Raw genomic sequence first — 14805 nt, forward strand, 5'->3', positions numbered from 1 at the left:
ACGCGACTCAGTGAGTGCGGGTAACTTTGCTCAGGTGACGCGGCTGGTCCGGGTCCATGCCCCGGGCTTCGGCCAAACCTGCCGCCATCACGTAGAAACTCTGGATCGCCAGGATCGGGTCCAGGGTCGGATGTTCGGCGCGGCTCAGGGTCAGGTCACGCTCGGCGATATCGTCCGGCGCAGCCAGCAACACGCGGGCACCGCGTTGACGCATGTCGGCGGCCAGGCTCAACAGGCCGGCTTGCTCGGCGCCGCGCGGGGCGAACACCAGCAGGGGGTAGTTGTCGCCAATCAGTGCCATCGGCCCGTGACGTACCTCGGCGCTGCTGAAGGCTTCGGCCTGGATCGCCGAGGTTTCCTTGAGCTTGAGCGCCGCTTCCTGAGCGATGGCAAAACCGGCGCCTCGACCGATCACCATCAGTTGCTGGCAGTCGCGCAGGGCGTCGATGGCGACCGTCCAGTCCTGCCTGGCGGCGGCACGCAGTTCGTCCGGCAAGGCGCGGCAGGCTTGCAGCAAGTCGGCTTCCTGGTTCCAGTGGCCGATCAGCAGCGCGCTGGCACTCAGTGTGGCGATAAAACTTTTGGTGGCGGCGACGCTTTGCTCCGGCCCGGCGCAGAGCGGCACGTGGAATTCGCAGGCGGCTTCCAGCGGTGAGTCTTCAGCGTTGACCAGCGAAATGCTCAGGGCGCCGCGTTTGCGCAGCAGGCGCAAGCTGTTGACCAGGTCCGGGCTTTGCCCCGACTGCGAGAAACCGAACGCCACTTGGCCGCTGACTTTCAACGGGGCTTGCAGCAGGGTCACCACCGACATTGGCAACGACGCCACCGGGATGCCCACGTGCTGCATGGCCAGGTAGGCGAAGTAGCTGGCGGCGTGATCCGAGCTGCCGCGGGCGATGGTCATCGCCACTTGCGGCGGCTGGCGGCGCAGGCGGCCGGCGACTTCTTCCAGCAGTGGGTCCAGGCGTTGCAATTGCGCCGACACGGCGTCGCAGGAGGCCAGGGCCTCTTCAAGCATTTTTGAAGTCAATGGTTTCTCCTTCGACCATTACGTCGGTGAGTGTCAGGGAGCGGTCCAGGCGCACGCAGTCGGCAAAACTGCCGGGTTGCAGGCGGCCGCGCTCTTCCAGGCCCAGGTAGTCCGCAGGAAATTGCGACAGGCGTTGTGAGGCTTCGCTGACGGGCAGGCCGATCTTCACCAGGTTGCGCAGCGCCTGGTCCATGGTCAGCGTGCTGCCGGCCAGGGTGCCGTCGGCCAGGCGCACGCCGCCCAGGCATTTGGTCACGGTGTGGCTGCCCAGCTTGTATTCGCCATCCGGCATGCCGGCGGCGGCAGTGGAGTCGGTGACGCAGTACAGGCATGGGATCGAACGCAGCGCCACGCGCATGGCGCCGGGGTGCACATGCAGCAAATCCGGGATCAATTCGGCGTACTTGGCGTGGGCCAGTGCGGCGCCGACGATGCCGGGCTCGCGGTGATGCAGCGGGCTCATGGCGTTGTACAAATGGGTGAAGCTGGTGGCGCCGGCAGCGAGGGCGGCGACGCCTTCTTCATAGCTGCCCAGGGTATGGCCGATCTGCATGCGCACGCCGCGTTCGCTGAGGGCGCGGATCAGGCCGTCATGCCCGGCGATTTCCGGGGCGATGGTGATCACGCGGATCGGCGCCAGGCGCAGATAGGCTTCCACTTCGGCCATCAATGCGGTGTGGGCAAAGTTGGGTTGGGCGCCGAGTTTTCCCGGATTGATGTAAGGCCCTTCCAGGTGCACACCCAGTACGCGGGCGCTGCCCTTCGGACGCCGTTCGCAGAAGGTGCCGAGCTGACCGAGTACGCTTGAGATTTCATCCACCGGCGCAGTCATGGTCGTAGCCAGCAGAGAAGTCGTACCGAAACGCACGTGGGTGCGGGTGATGGTCTCGAAGGCATCGCTGCCTTCCATGATGTCCTTGCCACCGCCGCCGTGGACGTGCAGGTCGATAAAACCCGGCAGCAGGTAGGGCAGGTCGTTGTCAGTCGGGTCGCAAGGGGTGCCTTCGATGGCGATCACCTTGCCGTGCTGATGCACCAGGCGGCCGCGAATCCAGCCGCTGGGCGTGAGGATGTTGTCTTCGGACATGGGCAGTTCTCTAGAGTCGCAGTTCAGCGGAGTAGTCATGGCGGCGCAGCTCTGCGACGAAGTCGTAGTAGTCGTTGCGGCAGTAGGTGTCGGTGATTTCGATCGGTGTGTTGTCGGCGGTGTAGCCGACCCGGGTCATCAGCAGCATCGCGGTGCCGGGGGCGATGCCCACCAGCGCGGCGAACTCGTCGGAAGCGTTGATCGCCTGCACATGCTGCAGGGCGCGCACGATGGGTTTGCCGATGCTTTCGAGGTATTCGTACAGCGAATTGCCAATGCCTTGCGGGTGCGGCAGTACCGAGGCGGGCAGGGTGCTCATTTCAATCGCCATCACCGTGTCATCCGCCTTACGCAAGCGTTTGAGGCGTGCCACTTTATCGGCGGGCGAAAGGCCCAGGCGGATCATCTCTTCGTGGGTCGGCTGGGTCAGTTCTCGTTCCAGCCATTGGGAGCTGGGCACGAAACCCTTGAGCCGCAGCATCTCGCTGAACCCCGAAAGGCGCGACAGCGGCTGTTCCAAGCGTGGCGATATATAGGTGCCGGAGCCTTGATTACGGCGGATCAGCCCTTGGGCAAACAACACTTCCAGCGCCTTGCGAGCGGTGACTCGCGAGATGCTCAATTGCTCGCTGAGGACGCGCTCCGAGGGCAGGGCCTGTTCGGAGGTCCACTGGCCGGCATGGATCGCTGCTTCCAGTTTGCGCGCCAATTGCAGGTACAGCGGCGTGGATTGTTTATCGTCGGGGCGCAGGGCCAGGATGGGGTTCATCTGTCAGGTTTCCGATGCGGTTATTGGAGTGTTGTCGCCCGGTATTGGCCGGAAATTAATACCACTTAAATACCATGTCAATGCAGCTAAAACGGTGCAAGCAGCGGTTTAAAGGCTCCACAATGAGGCCTGGTATGAAGTGGTATTAGAGAGGTCTTTATCGCGCACAGAACGGCGCAGCCCGCAGGGGTGAACTGGTATTCACCGGCGGGCACAGAGGGGGGGCGGGATTTTTTTCGAATTATTTTACGAACGGTACGAGATTACGGACGAATCTCGATCAGGGTGCCGTCCTTGACCAGGTTCCACACTTCGCGCATGTCCACGTTGCGCATGCCGATGCAGCCGTCGGTCCAGTCCAGGGTATGGAACCACTGTTCCGGGTACTCTTCGCTGTCGGGCGTGCCGTGGATCATGATCATGCTGCCGGGCTTCACGCCTTCGCGGCGGGCGCGGGCGGCGTCGCTGATATTGGGGTAGGAGATGTGCATGGCCAGGTTGAAGCGGTCGCTGGTCTTGCGCCAGTCGATCCAGTACAGGCCCTCTGGCGTGCGGCGGTCACCCTCGATCAGCTTGTGGCCCTTGGGGTTCTTGCCCAGGGAAATGCGGTAGGTCTTGAGCGGCTTGCCGTCGTTGATCAACTGCAACTGATGGGCGGACTTGAGCACCAGGACCTTTTCGACGGTCTTGCCGCCCAGGGTTTCCACGGTCGAGGCTGATGACAGGGTCGCGAACGACAGGCAGATAAGGGCAAGCAACCAACGCATTAAAACGGTATCCCTAGTCATGGAGCGGGCAACACCCGCGGCTCTACAGCCTCGCTGCGCACCGGGAAGGCCTGCTGCCGACGGTCAGAAAAAAAGTATTCGAGGGTACGCCCGACCGTGCGGAACGCCAGCTCGGACCAAGGGACGTCGGCTTCGTCGAACAACTGCACTTCCAGGCTTTCGGGGCCGGCGGCGAAGTCCAGGTCAAGCAGGTCGGCGCGGTAGAAAATATGCACCTGATTGATATGCGGCACGTCGATCAGGGTGTAGATGCTCAGGTTGTGCACGCGGGCGCAGGCTTCTTCCAGGGTTTCGCGCATGGCGGCCTGTTCCACGGTCTCGCCGTTTTCCATGAAGCCGGCGGGCAGCGTCCAGTAGCCCAGGCGCGGCTCGATGGCGCGGCGGCACAGCAGCACTTTATCGCCCCATACCGGCACGGTGCCGGCGACGATATTGGGGTTCTGGTAGTGGATGGTCGAGCAGTGATCACACACAAAGCGCAGGCGGCCGTCGCCTTCGGGGATGCGTTGGGTAACCGGTTTACCGCACTGGCTGCAGAAATTCATGCTGGGGTTCCTGGAAAGTGCGTCTATCTTGGCGTGACGGGCAGGGCGCTGCAACAAGTTGTCGTTTAGCGACACCGGGCGGGTTTTGGGGTTGGGCACCCGCGAGCTTTGGTGCATGATGCAAGGTAGCCAACAGACCGAGATGACTCATGCTGGACGAGCTACTTCGCCGGGTAAGCAACCACACCCCCCACACGCTTGAAACCGACGGGCGTTTCCCCGAGGCTGCGGTGCTGGTGCCGATTACCCGCAGTGACGAACCTGAGCTGATCCTGACCCTGCGCGCCAGTGGCCTGTCGACCCATGGTGGCGAAGTGGCCTTTCCGGGCGGGCGGCGCGACCCCGAAGACCCGGACCTGATCTTCACCGCGCTGCGCGAGGCCGAAGAAGAAATCGGCCTGCCGCCCGGGCTGGTCGAAGTGATCGGCCCGCTGAGCCCCTTGATCTCGCTGCATGGCATTCGGGTCACGCCGTATGTCGGCGTGATCCCCGATTACGTCGAGTACTTGGCCAACGATGCCGAGATTGCCGCGGTTTTCAGCGTGCCCTTGGACTTCTTCCGACAAGACCCACGCGAACATACCCACCGGATCGATTACCAGGGCCGCAGTTGGTACGTGCCCAGCTATCGGTTTGGCGAATACAAGATCTGGGGGCTGACGGCCATCATGATCGTCGAGCTGATCAATCTGCTCTATGACGATGCCAAGATCAGCCTGCACCAGCCACCCAAGAGCTTCATCAATACTTGAGCCATCGCTTGAATGGCAACGCCGTGAGGAAAAACCATGAAATACCGCCTGGGCGACGCCCGCGTCGAGACTCATCCACAGAGCTGGGTGGCACCCAATGCCACGCTGGTGGGCAAGGTCAAGCTGGAGGAGGGCGCCAACGTGTGGTTCAACGCGGTGTTGCGCGGTGACAACGAACTGATCCTGATCGGCAAGAACAGCAACGTGCAGGATGGCAGCGTGATGCACACCGACATGGGCTACCCGTTGACCCTGGGCACCGGCGTGACCATTGGGCATAACGCCATGTTGCACGGCTGCACGGTGGACGATTACAGCCTGATCGGCATCAATGCGGTGATCCTCAACGGCGCCAAGATCGGCAAGCACTGCATCATCGGCGCCAATTCGCTGATCGGCGAAGGCAAGGAAATCCCCGATGGTTCGCTGGTGATGGGCTCGCCGGGCAAGGTGGTGCGTGAACTGACCGACGCGCAGAAACGCATGCTCGAAGCCAGCGCCGCGCACTATGTGCACAACGCACAGCGTTATGCGCGGGATCTGGTCGAGCAGGAAGAATGAATCCGATTGAACGCCCCGTTGCGTCGCCGTGCGTGAGCATTTGCGCGCTGGACGATGACGATATTTGCACCGGCTGCCAGCGTACGGTGGATGAGATAACGCGTTGGAGCCGCATGGATAACGCCGAGCGCCGGGTGGTGCTGGGGTTGTGTCATGAGCGGGCGGTGGCGAGTGGATTGGTGTTTATGGCCTCTAATAAATCCGGCGCCTGAACCAACGCTATCGGGGGCAAGCCCCCTCCCACAGTTGGCCGCGTTCAGTCTGTAGGAATGCAGTCAAAATGTGGGAGGGGGCTTGCCCCCGATAGGGCCATCCCAGACGACATATTTCAAAATGTGAAGTACCCTGTGCCCCTTGTTCACAGGTCCATCCCCATGCTCTTCCTGATCGCCTACATCAGCAGCGTCGTGCTGATCAACTTCGCCTTCTCCACCGCCCCGCACCTGGATGTCATCTGGTCCGCCTGGGGTGGCCTGGTCTTTATCCTGCGCGACATGGTGCAAACCCGCTTCGGCCATGGCGCAATCATCGCCATGCTGGCCGCGCTGGTGCTGTCGTATGTCACGTCCGACCCGGCCATCGCCCTGGCCAGCGCCACCGCGTTCGCGGTGTCCGAGTGCATCGACTGGCTGGTGTTCAGCATCACCAAGCGTCCGCTGCACGACCGCCTGTGGATCAGTTCGGCGCTGAGCATTCCCCTCGACACCTTTATCTTCTTCGGCCTGATCGGCGCGCTCACGCCGGCGGTAGTGGGTACTGCACTGGCGTCGAAGTTCGCCGGGGTCACGGTGGTGTGGCTGATCATGGCCTGGCGCATCCGCAAGCGGGCTGTCGCCAACTGAGGCCTATTCCTGCAGTTCATGTAAAATGCCGGCCTTTCTCCCAATGATCCGCTCCCCTGAGGACCTGAGATGACCCGAATCGGAACTCCATTGTCGCCAACCGCGACCCGCGTTTTGCTGTGTGGCTGCGGTGAGCTGGGCAAGGAAGTGGTAATCGAGCTGCAACGCCTGGGCGTTGAAGTGATTGCCGTGGATCGCTACGCCAACGCGCCGGCCATGCAGGTTGCGCACCGTAGCCACGTGATCAACATGCTCGACGGCACCGCCCTGCGAGCGGTGATCGAGGCGGAAAAACCGCACTTCATCGTGCCGGAAATCGAAGCCATCGCGACCGCCACCCTGGTGGAACTGGAAGCCGAAGGCTTCACCGTGATCCCGACCGCACGCGCCACCTCGCTGACCATGAACCGCGAAGGCATCCGCCGCCTGGCCGCCGAAGAGTTGGACCTGCCAACCTCGCCGTACCACTTCGCCGATACCTTCGAAGACTACAGCAAGGCCGTGCAGGACCTTGGCTTCCCGTGCGTGGTCAAGCCGGTGATGAGTTCGTCGGGCAAGGGCCAGAGCCTGCTGCGCAGCGTCGAGGACGTGCAGAAAGCCTGGGACTACGCCCAGGAAGGCGGCCGTGCAGGTAAAGGCCGTGTGATCATCGAAGGCTTTATCGACTTCGATTACGAAATCACCCTGCTGACCGTGCGTCACATCGGCGGCACCACCTTCTGCGCGCCCGTCGGCCATCGTCAGGAGAAGGGCGACTACCAGGAATCCTGGCAGCCACAGGCCATGAGTCCGATTGCCCTGGCGGAATCCGAGCGCGTTGCCAAGGCGGTGACCGAGGCCCTGGGTGGCCGTGGCCTGTTTGGCGTGGAGTTGTTCATCAAGGGGGATCAGGTGTGGTTCAGCGAAGTGTCGCCGCGCCCGCATGACACCGGTTTGGTGACCCTGATTTCCCAGGACCTGTCGCAGTTTGCGCTGCACGCGCGCGCCATCCTGGGCCTGCCGATCCCGTTGATCCGTCAGTTCGGGCCTTCGGCCTCGGCGGTGATCCTGGTGGAAGGGCAGTCGACCCAGACGGCGTTCGCCAACCTCGGCGCCGCGTTGAGCGAACCTGATACCGCGCTGCGCCTGTTCGGCAAGCCCGAAGTGAATGGCCAGCGCCGCATGGGCGTGGCGTTGGCGCGGGATGAGTCGATTGAAGCAGCCCGTACCAAGGCGACCCGGGCTTCCCAGGCAGTGGTGGTAGAGCTCTGAAAGCATCGGGGGCAAGCCCCTTCCCACACTTGATCCAGTTCACAGAGTTAGATTTGTGAATACATTCAATGTGGGAGGGGGCTTGCCCCCGATAGCGGTCTATCAGCCCACGCGATTCAAATCATTATCCCGCGTCTCTTTCAGGCACAGCACCGCAATCAAGCTCAGCAACGCTGCCGCCGACACATACCCACCGACATAACTCAGCCCACCCATCGCCACCAGCTTGGTCGCGAAGAACGGCGCGGCAGATGCCCCGACAATCCCACCCAGGTTATACGCCGCCGAAGCGCCGGTATAACGCACGCGGGTCGGGAACAGTTCCGGCAGCATGGCGCCCATCGGCGCGAAGGTCACGCCCATCAAGAACAGCTCCAACGCCAGGAACAACGCCACGGCCCAGGTTGAACCATGGGTCAGCAACGGCTCCATGGTAAAACCCGACAGAATCGCCAGGACTGCACCAGCAATCAGCACCGGTTTACGCCCATAACGATCACTGGCCAGCGCCGCCAGCGGCGTTGCCAAGCCCATGAACAGTACCGCGAAGCACAGCAGGCCGAGGAAGGTTTCACGGCTGTAGCCCAAGGTCGACACGCCATAGCTCAGGGAAAACGCCGTGGTGATATAGAACAGCGCGTAGCACACCACCATCGACGCAGCGCCCAGCAACACCGGCAGCCAGTGCTGGCTGAACAGCTCCACCAACGGCACTTTGACCGGCGCGTGCTGGGCGACGGCGTTGGCGAACACCGGCGTTTCGTGCAGCTTCAGCCGCGCGTACAGGCCTACCATCACCAGCGCCGCGCTGAGGATGAACGGGATGCGCCAGCCCCAACTGCGGAATTGCTCATCGCTGAGACTCATGGCCAGGATCAGGAACAAGCCGTTGGCTGCCAGGAATCCGATCGAAGGGCCGAGTTGCGGGAACATGCCGAACCAGGCGCGTTTGCCCTTGGGCGCATTCTCGGTCGCCAACAGCGCCGCGCCGCCCCATTCGCCGCCCAGGCCCAGGCCCTGGCCGAAACGCAGTACACACAACAGGATCGGCGCCCAGGCGCCGATGCTGTCATAACCGGGCAGCAAGCCGATCAGCGTGGTGCACACGCCCATCAGCAGCAGCGAGGCCACCAGGGTCGATTTGCGCCCGATACGGTCGCCAAAGTGGCCGAACAGCGCCGACCCCAGTGGGCGGGCGATGAAGGCGATACCGAAGGTCAGGAATGACGCCAGCATCTGCGCGGTGCCGGAGGTCTGCGGGAAGAACACCGGGCCGATCACCAGCGCAGCAGCCGTGGCGTAGATATAGAAGTCGTAGAACTCGATGGCGGTGCCGACGATGCTCGCCGTGGCGACCCGTGCGGTCGAGTTGGTCGGGGCGGCAGCAGGTGCGGCCTCGTTGTAGGTGGTGCTCATGGCGATATCCCTGACGGTCAGTGCGCGTTTGGACGCGGATTATTATTGGTCGAACACCCATGGATCAGGGTTGTGCGCGGGGCGGCTCGGGATGGGAGCGAACACCGGTCAGACACTGTAAAGCGGTGCCTGGACGCGTTCAGTGCGGGTAGCACGCAGTCGGGCGGGGCTCTGGTAAGCCGTCCCGATTATAGGAAGGGGTTTGAACACACAACAAGTCAAAATGTGGGAAGGGCAAGCCCCTCCCACATTATGTGGTTGTGTTTTGTCTGGGAACTAAGCGGCGACCGGCATCCGGCTGGTATGCCAGATCAGCACCTTGCTCACCCGGTTGTCCTCGGTCTCGAGGATTTCCAGGCGGTAGCGGCCTATTTTCAGGCACACCGCGCAATCCGGAATGGTCTCCAGCGCCTCGGTGACCAGGCCGTTGAGTGTCTTGGGGCCGTCGCTGGGCAGGTGCCAGTTCAGGCTCTTGTTCAATTCGCGGATCGAGGCGGCGCCGTCGATGATGTAGCGGCCATCCGGTTGCGCTTCGATATGCGGGTTGTCCGCACTCTGTTCGCTTTCGAATTCACCGACGATTTCTTCGAGGATATCTTCCAGGGTCACGATGCCGAGTACTTCGCCGTATTCATCCACCACCATGCCCAGGCGACGCTGCTGTTTGTGGAAATTCAGCAGTTGCAGTTGCAGCGGAGTGCTTTCCGGGACGAAGTAGGGCTCGTGGCAGGCCGCGAGCAACGCCTCTTTGGTCAGGCTCGCGTCGGGCAACAGGTGCTGGATCTGCCGCGTGTTGAGCACGGCTTCGACCTGGTTGATATCACTGTGGAACACCGGCAGGCGCGTGCGCTGGGAGGTGCGCAGCTGCTCGATGATCTCCTCGATCGAGTCATCCAGGTTGATGCCGTCCACTTCGCTGCGGGGCACCAGGATGTCGTTGACGGTGATGTTGTCCAGAGCGTGGATGCCCGGCATGCCGGGGGTACGGCCTTCGGCGATCTCGGGTTCGGGTTCGTCATCATGGTCAGGCAGCGGTTCGTCGCTCTTCTTCACCACGCCGGTCTTGCGCGCGAACGGGCGCAGCAGCAACAGACTGATACCATTGAGCAGCCAGGCCAGGGGGTAGACGATTTTGAGTGGCACGCCCAGCAGCGTATTGCCGAAGCCCAGTACCGCTTGCGGATAGCGGGTGGCCAGGGCGCGGGGCAGGTAGTCGGCCAGGATCAACAGGGTCGCGCAGGAGATCAGCCAGCCGAGCCACGGCCCGTTCTGCGCCCAGGCGTATATGGCCAGCAGCGTGCACAGGATGACCACGGCGGCGCGACACAGGCTGTTGCACAGGATCAGGCTGTTACGCGGAAAGCTCAGGCGGGTGGCGGCCTTGTCGCCCTGGCGTGTTCCGGGGCGCAGGGCCAGCAAGTGTTGCTGGGCGGCTTCGATGGCAGTAAACAGCGCGGCCCATAACACCAGCAGGGCGATTACCGCGAGCATCGGCTCCAGGGGCAAGTTGTCCATGATCGCCGCCCGTCAGATATGCAGGATGTATTCGCGAACCAGCTTGCTGCCGAAATAGGCCAGCATCAGCAGGCAGAAACCGGCCAGGGTCCAGCGGATCGCCTTGTGCCCGCGCCAGCCGAGGCGGTTGCGGCCCCACAGCAGGACGCTGAACACGATCCAGGCCAGGCAGGCCAGCAGGGTCTTGTGCACCAGGTGCTGGGCGAACAGGTTTTCGAAGAACAGCCAGCCGGAGATCAGCGACAGCGAGAGCAAGGTCCAGCCGGCCCACAGGAAGCCGAACAGCAGGCTTTCCATGGTTTGCAGCGGCGGGAAGTTCTTGATCAGCCCGGACGGGTGCTTGTGCTTGAGCTGGTGGTCCTGCAGCAGCAGGAGCAAGGCCTGGAACACTGCGATGGTGAACATGCCATAGGCCAGGATCGACAGCAGGATGTGGGCAAGGATGCCTGGCTCTTCATCGATCACCGGCACCGTACCGGTAGGCGCGAATTGCGCCAGCAGCACCGTCAGCATGCCCAGCGGGAAGAGCAGTACCAGCAGGTTCTCGACCGGGATCCGGTAGCAGGCCATCAGTGTCAGCGCGATAACGGCTGCGGCGATCAGGCTGGCGGCGCTGAAAAAGTCCAAGGCCAGGCCGACCGGCGTCATCAAGTGCGTGAACAGGCTCGCGGCATGGGCGAGCAAGGCGAGGACGCCAAGGCCTACCAACAGGCGTTTGTCCGCCTTGGTGCCCTGGGCCAGACGAGTGCCCTGATAGACGGTCGCAGCGGCGTACAAGATGGCGGCGGCGAGGCTGGGTAGCAAACTGGGTGACAAAGGGAGCATAAATCCTGTTAGGCAAGCCCGAAAGGCGCTGAGTTTGGCATACCCCCGCGCAACACGAAAGACTCCCGGGCCAGACAGCGGGTGTGCATGGACGCAGTCTTCGCTATAATCCGCGACCTGCCCACGCCGCAGGCTCGCCGAGCGCTGTTTTTAATAGCGATTTACCACAGCCTGGGCCGCCATTACCTCGGTCTATGAATAGGGCCTGAAAGGATCGCGCATGTTTGAAAATCTGACTGACCGTCTCTCGCAGACGCTGCGCCACGTTACCGGCAAGGCCAAGCTGACCGAGGACAATATTAAAGACACCCTGCGTGAAGTGCGCATGGCGTTGCTGGAAGCCGACGTGGCCTTGCCGGTGGTGAAGGACTTCGTCAACTCGGTCAAAGAGCGCGCGGTGGGCACCGAGGTGTCCCGCAGCCTGACCCCGGGCCAGGCGTTTGTGAAGATCGTCCAGGCCGAACTCGAAAGCCTGATGGGCGCGGCCAACGAAGACCTGAACCTCAGCGCTGTGCCGCCGGCTGTCGTCCTGATGGCGGGTCTGCAAGGTGCGGGCAAGACCACCACCGCCGGCAAGCTGGCGCGCTTCCTTAAAGAGCGCAAGAAGAAGTCTGTGATGGTGGTGTCGGCCGACGTGTACCGTCCGGCGGCCATCAAGCAGTTGGAAATGCTCGCAGGCGAAGTGGGCGTGACCTTCTTCCCGTCCGACCTGAGCCAGAAGCCGGTCGACATCGCCAACGCCGCCATTAAAGAAGCCAAGCTCAAGTTCATCGACGTGGTCATCGTCGATACCGCCGGTCGCCTGCACATCGATGAAGAGATGATGGGCGAGATCAAGGCGCTGCATGCCGCGATCAACCCGGTCGAGACCCTGTTCGTGGTCGACGCCATGACCGGCCAGGATGCGGCCAACACCGCCAAGGCCTTCGGCGACGCGTTGCCGCTGACCGGCGTGATCCTCACCAAGGTCGACGGCGACGCCCGTGGCGGTGCAGCGCTGTCGGTACGTGCCATCACCGGTAAGCCGATCAAGTTCATCGGTATGGGCGAGAAGAGTGAAGCGCTCGAGCCGTTCCACCCGGAGCGTATCGCCTCGCGCATTCTCGGCATGGGCGATGTGCTCAGCCTGATCGAACAGGCCGAAGCCACCCTCGACAAGGACAAGGCCGACAAGCTGGCCAAGAAGCTGAAGAAGGGCAAGGGCTTCGACCTCGAAGACTTCCGCGACCAGCTGCAACAGATGAAGAACATGGGCGGCCTCGGCGGCCTGATGGACAAGCTGCCGAACATCGGCGGTGTGAACCTGGCGCAGATGGGCAATGCCCAGGGCGCGGCAGAGAAGCAGTTCAAGCAGATGGAAGCCATCATCAACTCCATGACCCCGGCCGAGCGCCGCGACCCTGAGCTGATCAGCGGTTCGCGCAAGCGTCGGATCGCCATGGGTTCCGGCACCCAGGTGCAGGACATCGGTCGCTTGATCAAGCAGCACAAGCAGATGCAGAAGATGATGAAGAAGTTCTCCGCCAAGGGCGGTATGGCCAAGATGATGCGCGGCATGGGCGGTATGTTGCCCGGCGGTGGCATGCCCAAGATGTAAAGAATTCGAGCGGGGGCCCAGCTCCTGCTCCGACCCACAGGGATGTGGGATCTCCAGCAAACCCGCCGTTGGCGGGCGCTGACTCGCCGTTTTAACCGACGGCTCTATAGCAAATCTGGATGGCACGCTGATAGGCGCCGGAAAAAGACATTTGCAAAAGTCCGGATATTCCTTAGAATATGCGGCCTTTCGGGCACCTATGCCCGCTGTGCATTTAGATTTGCAGCACCGACTACAGGAACGATGTTCACATGCTAACAATCCGTCTTGCCCTTGGCGGCTCCAAAAAGCGCCCGTTTTACCACTTGACCGTAACCGACAGCCGCAACCCGCGCGACGGTTCGCACAAGGAACAGGTTGGTTTCTTCAACCCTGTTGCTCGTGGTCAAGAAGTTCGTCTGTCCGTGAACCAAGAGCGCGTAGCCTACTGGCTGAGCGTGGGTGCACAGCCATCCGAGCGCGTTGCAAAACTGTTGAAGGACTCGGCTAAGGCCGCAGCCTGAGCAATATGAACGCGACGCCAGCTGTTGCTGATGATTTGATCGTTATCGGCAAGATTTACTCGGTTCATGGCGTTCGCGGCGAAGTGAAGGTGTATTCCTTTACTGATCCGACTGAAAACCTGTTGCAGTACAAAACCTGGACGCTCAAGCGCGAGGGTAGTGTGAAACAGGTCGAGCTGGTCAGTGGACGCGGGAGCGACAAGTTCCTGGTCGCAAAGCTCAAGGGTCTTGATGATCGTGAAGAAGCTCGTCTTCTGGCCGGTTATGAGATCTGCGTGCCGCGCAACCTGTTCCCTGAATTGACCGACGGCGAGTACTACTGGTACCAGCTGGAAGGTCTGAAGGTTATTGATCAACTCGGGCAACTGTTCGGGAAAATCGATCATCTTCTGGAAACCGGCGCCAATGATGTAATGGTGGTCAAGCCTTGCGCTGGCAGCCTGGATGATCGCGAACGCCTGTTGCCGTATACCGAGCAATGTGTGTTGGCCGTCGACCTGGCAGCGGGCGAGATGAAGGTGGAATGGGACGCGGACTTCTAAGCGTGGCTAATTTGCGCATTGAAGTGATCAGTTTGTTTCCCGAGATGTTTTCCGCCATCAGCGAGTACGGCATCACCAGTCGGGCGGTGAAACAGGGGCTGTTGCAGCTCACCTGTTGGAACCCGCGAGACTACACGACGGATCGACATCACACTGTGGACGATCGCCCATTTGGCGGTGGCCCGGGCATGGTGATGAAGATCAAGCCCCTGGAAGACGCATTGGTTCAGGCCAAGGCCGCCGCCGGGGAGAAGGCGAAGGTGATTTACCTGTCCCCTCAAGGCCGTCAGCTGAAACAGGCTGGGGTCCGCGAACTGGCGAATGAGGAAGCACTGATCCTGATTGCCGGTCGCTATGAAGGCATTGACGAGCGTTTTATTGAAGCTCATGTCGATGAAGAGTGGTCGATTGGGGACTATGTCCTGTCCGGTGGCGAGCTGCCGGCGATGGTCCTGATAGATGCGGTTACACGACTGCTGCCTGGAGCTTTAGGGCATGTGGACTCCGCGGAGGAAGATTCCTTCACGGATGGTTTGCTGGATTGCCCGCACTACACCCGACCGGAGGTGTATGCGGATCAGCGTGTTCCCGACGTATTGCTAAGTGGCAATCACGCACACATCCGGCGTTGGCGTTTACAGCAGTCCCTTGGTCGGACCTATGAACGACGCGCCGATCTTCTGGAAAGCCGCTCGCTTTCTGGAGAAGAGAAGAAGCTGCTCGAGGAATACATCCTCGCGCGGGACGATAGTTAACAACGTATCGATGGTAGGTCCATTGAC

17 protein-coding genes are annotated in these 14805 nt (G+C 61.7%); 9 read left to right on the forward strand and 8 right to left on the reverse strand.

Translation table 11 applies throughout. The features are described 5' to 3' along the window. Positions 1-7: 7 nt before the first annotated feature. The 5 genes from BMX59_RS19870 to BMX59_RS19890 form a co-directional block, all read right to left on the reverse strand. Positions 8-1030, reverse strand: coding sequence for an SIS domain-containing protein (locus tag BMX59_RS19870; RefSeq protein WP_092246726.1), 1023 nt, complete (start codon positions 1028-1030; stop codon positions 8-10). Continuing rightward, positions 1011-2117, reverse strand: a complete 1107-nt coding sequence (gene nagA, locus BMX59_RS19875; RefSeq protein WP_093125034.1) for an N-acetylglucosamine-6-phosphate deacetylase — start codon at positions 2115-2117, stop codon at positions 1011-1013. The genes BMX59_RS19870 and nagA overlap by 20 nt, the downstream gene beginning before the upstream one ends. Positions 2118-2127: 10 nt before the next feature. Then, on the reverse strand, positions 2128-2886 hold the full coding sequence (locus tag BMX59_RS19880; protein WP_071489278.1) for a GntR family transcriptional regulator: 759 nt from the start codon (positions 2884-2886) through the stop codon (positions 2128-2130). A gap of 263 nt (positions 2887-3149) precedes the next feature. After that, positions 3150-3653 (reverse strand): L,D-transpeptidase family protein, encoded by a 504-nt coding sequence (locus BMX59_RS19885; protein WP_071489279.1) that lies wholly within the window; start codon positions 3651-3653, stop codon positions 3150-3152. A 17-nt stretch (positions 3654-3670) separates the two neighbouring features. Further along, positions 3671-4219, reverse strand: coding sequence for an NUDIX hydrolase (locus tag BMX59_RS19890; RefSeq protein WP_093125038.1), 549 nt, complete (start codon positions 4217-4219; stop codon positions 3671-3673). A gap of 149 nt (positions 4220-4368) precedes the next feature. Between BMX59_RS19890 and BMX59_RS19895 the strand changes: the two genes are divergently transcribed. The 5 genes from BMX59_RS19895 (at position 4369) to purT (ending at position 7625) form a co-directional block, all read left to right on the forward strand. Then, on the forward strand, positions 4369-4971 hold the full coding sequence (locus BMX59_RS19895) for a CoA pyrophosphatase (protein ID WP_071489281.1): 603 nt from the start codon (positions 4369-4371) through the stop codon (positions 4969-4971). Positions 4972-5007: 36 nt separating this feature from the next. Next, positions 5008-5532 carry a gamma carbonic anhydrase family protein gene (locus tag BMX59_RS19900; protein WP_071489282.1) on the forward strand — a complete coding sequence of 175 codons (525 nt, stop codon included), beginning with the start codon at positions 5008-5010 and terminating at the stop codon, positions 5530-5532. Continuing rightward, positions 5529-5744: a DUF1289 domain-containing protein gene (locus tag BMX59_RS19905; RefSeq protein ID WP_071489283.1), complete on the forward strand. Its 216-nt coding sequence runs from the start codon at positions 5529-5531 to the stop codon at positions 5742-5744. Before BMX59_RS19900 ends, BMX59_RS19905 begins: the two co-directional genes overlap by 4 nt. 162 nt (positions 5745-5906) lie before the next feature. Further along, positions 5907-6374: a VUT family protein gene (locus BMX59_RS19910; protein WP_032890779.1), complete on the forward strand. Its 468-nt coding sequence runs from the start codon at positions 5907-5909 to the stop codon at positions 6372-6374. A 69-nt stretch (positions 6375-6443) separates the two neighbouring features. Beyond that, positions 6444-7625, forward strand: a complete 1182-nt coding sequence (purT, locus tag BMX59_RS19915; RefSeq protein WP_093125043.1) for a formate-dependent phosphoribosylglycinamide formyltransferase — start codon at positions 6444-6446, stop codon at positions 7623-7625. Between the two features lie 102 nt (positions 7626-7727). On the opposite strand, the gene BMX59_RS19920 is transcribed toward purT, so the two are convergent. From BMX59_RS19920 to BMX59_RS19930, 3 genes are all read right to left on the reverse strand, one after another. Continuing rightward, entirely contained in the window at positions 7728-9041 is a 1314-nt protein-coding gene (locus tag BMX59_RS19920; RefSeq protein ID WP_093125047.1) for an MFS transporter, read from the reverse strand. 276 nt (positions 9042-9317) lie between these two features. Next, on the reverse strand, positions 9318-10556 hold the full coding sequence (locus tag BMX59_RS19925) for a transporter associated domain-containing protein (protein ID WP_093125051.1): 1239 nt from the start codon (positions 10554-10556) through the stop codon (positions 9318-9320). Between the two features lie 12 nt (positions 10557-10568). After that, entirely contained in the window at positions 10569-11381 is an 813-nt protein-coding gene (locus BMX59_RS19930) for a cytochrome C assembly family protein (RefSeq protein ID WP_071489286.1), read from the reverse strand. 220 nt (positions 11382-11601) lie between these two features. Between BMX59_RS19930 and ffh the strand changes: the two genes are divergently transcribed. The 4 genes from ffh to trmD all read left to right on the forward strand — a co-directional run bounded on the left by ffh (position 11602) and on the right by trmD (position 14778). Continuing rightward, on the forward strand, positions 11602-12978 hold the full coding sequence (ffh, locus tag BMX59_RS19935; RefSeq protein ID WP_003193965.1) for a signal recognition particle protein: 1377 nt from the start codon (positions 11602-11604) through the stop codon (positions 12976-12978). Positions 12979-13229: 251 nt separating this feature from the next. Next, on the forward strand, positions 13230-13481 hold the full coding sequence (rpsP, locus tag BMX59_RS19940) for a 30S ribosomal protein S16 (RefSeq protein ID WP_003175899.1): 252 nt from the start codon (positions 13230-13232) through the stop codon (positions 13479-13481). A 5-nt stretch (positions 13482-13486) separates the two neighbouring features. After that, positions 13487-14023: a ribosome maturation factor RimM gene (rimM, locus tag BMX59_RS19945; RefSeq protein ID WP_053135622.1), complete on the forward strand. Its 537-nt coding sequence runs from the start codon at positions 13487-13489 to the stop codon at positions 14021-14023. Further along, positions 14005-14778 (forward strand): tRNA (guanosine(37)-N1)-methyltransferase TrmD, encoded by a 774-nt coding sequence (trmD, locus tag BMX59_RS19950; protein WP_016971933.1) that lies wholly within the window; start codon positions 14005-14007, stop codon positions 14776-14778. Before rimM ends, trmD begins: the two co-directional genes overlap by 19 nt. Positions 14779-14805: the final 27 nt, after the last annotated feature.

This window comes from Pseudomonas sp. NFR09 (assembly GCF_900111535.1).
Classification (GTDB): Bacteria; Pseudomonadota; Gammaproteobacteria; order Pseudomonadales; family Pseudomonadaceae; genus Aquipseudomonas; species Aquipseudomonas extremorientalis.

What these genes read in the sequence shown, in the direction of transcription:
- nagA (WP_093125034.1), bottom strand. Translation starts at nt 2,117, where the DNA reads ATGTCCGAAGACAACATCCTCACGCCCAGCGGCTGGATTCGCGGCCGC.
- BMX59_RS19880 (WP_071489278.1), bottom strand. Translation starts at nt 2,886, where the DNA reads ATGAACCCCATCCTGGCCCTGCGCCCCGACGATAAACAATCCACGCCG.
- BMX59_RS19885 (WP_071489279.1), bottom strand. Translation starts at nt 3,653, where the DNA reads ATGCGTTGGTTGCTTGCCCTTATCTGCCTGTCGTTCGCGACCCTGTCA.
- BMX59_RS19890 (WP_093125038.1), bottom strand. Translation starts at nt 4,219, where the DNA reads ATGAATTTCTGCAGCCAGTGCGGTAAACCGGTTACCCAACGCATCCCC.
- BMX59_RS19895 (WP_071489281.1), top strand. Translation starts at nt 4,369, where the DNA reads ATGCTGGACGAGCTACTTCGCCGGGTAAGCAACCACACCCCCCACACG.
- BMX59_RS19900 (WP_071489282.1), top strand. Translation starts at nt 5,008, where the DNA reads ATGAAATACCGCCTGGGCGACGCCCGCGTCGAGACTCATCCACAGAGC.
- BMX59_RS19905 (WP_071489283.1), top strand. Translation starts at nt 5,529, where the DNA reads ATGAATCCGATTGAACGCCCCGTTGCGTCGCCGTGCGTGAGCATTTGC.
- BMX59_RS19910 (WP_032890779.1), top strand. Translation starts at nt 5,907, where the DNA reads ATGCTCTTCCTGATCGCCTACATCAGCAGCGTCGTGCTGATCAACTTC.
- purT (WP_093125043.1), top strand. Translation starts at nt 6,444, where the DNA reads ATGACCCGAATCGGAACTCCATTGTCGCCAACCGCGACCCGCGTTTTG.
- BMX59_RS19920 (WP_093125047.1), bottom strand. Translation starts at nt 9,041, where the DNA reads ATGAGCACCACCTACAACGAGGCCGCACCTGCTGCCGCCCCGACCAAC.
- BMX59_RS19925 (WP_093125051.1), bottom strand. Translation starts at nt 10,556, where the DNA reads ATGGACAACTTGCCCCTGGAGCCGATGCTCGCGGTAATCGCCCTGCTG.
- BMX59_RS19930 (WP_071489286.1), bottom strand. Translation starts at nt 11,381, where the DNA reads ATGCTCCCTTTGTCACCCAGTTTGCTACCCAGCCTCGCCGCCGCCATC.
- ffh (WP_003193965.1), top strand. Translation starts at nt 11,602, where the DNA reads ATGTTTGAAAATCTGACTGACCGTCTCTCGCAGACGCTGCGCCACGTT.
- rpsP (WP_003175899.1), top strand. Translation starts at nt 13,230, where the DNA reads ATGCTAACAATCCGTCTTGCCCTTGGCGGCTCCAAAAAGCGCCCGTTT.
- rimM (WP_053135622.1), top strand. Translation starts at nt 13,487, where the DNA reads ATGAACGCGACGCCAGCTGTTGCTGATGATTTGATCGTTATCGGCAAG.
- trmD (WP_016971933.1), top strand. Translation starts at nt 14,005, where the DNA reads ATGGGACGCGGACTTCTAAGCGTGGCTAATTTGCGCATTGAAGTGATC.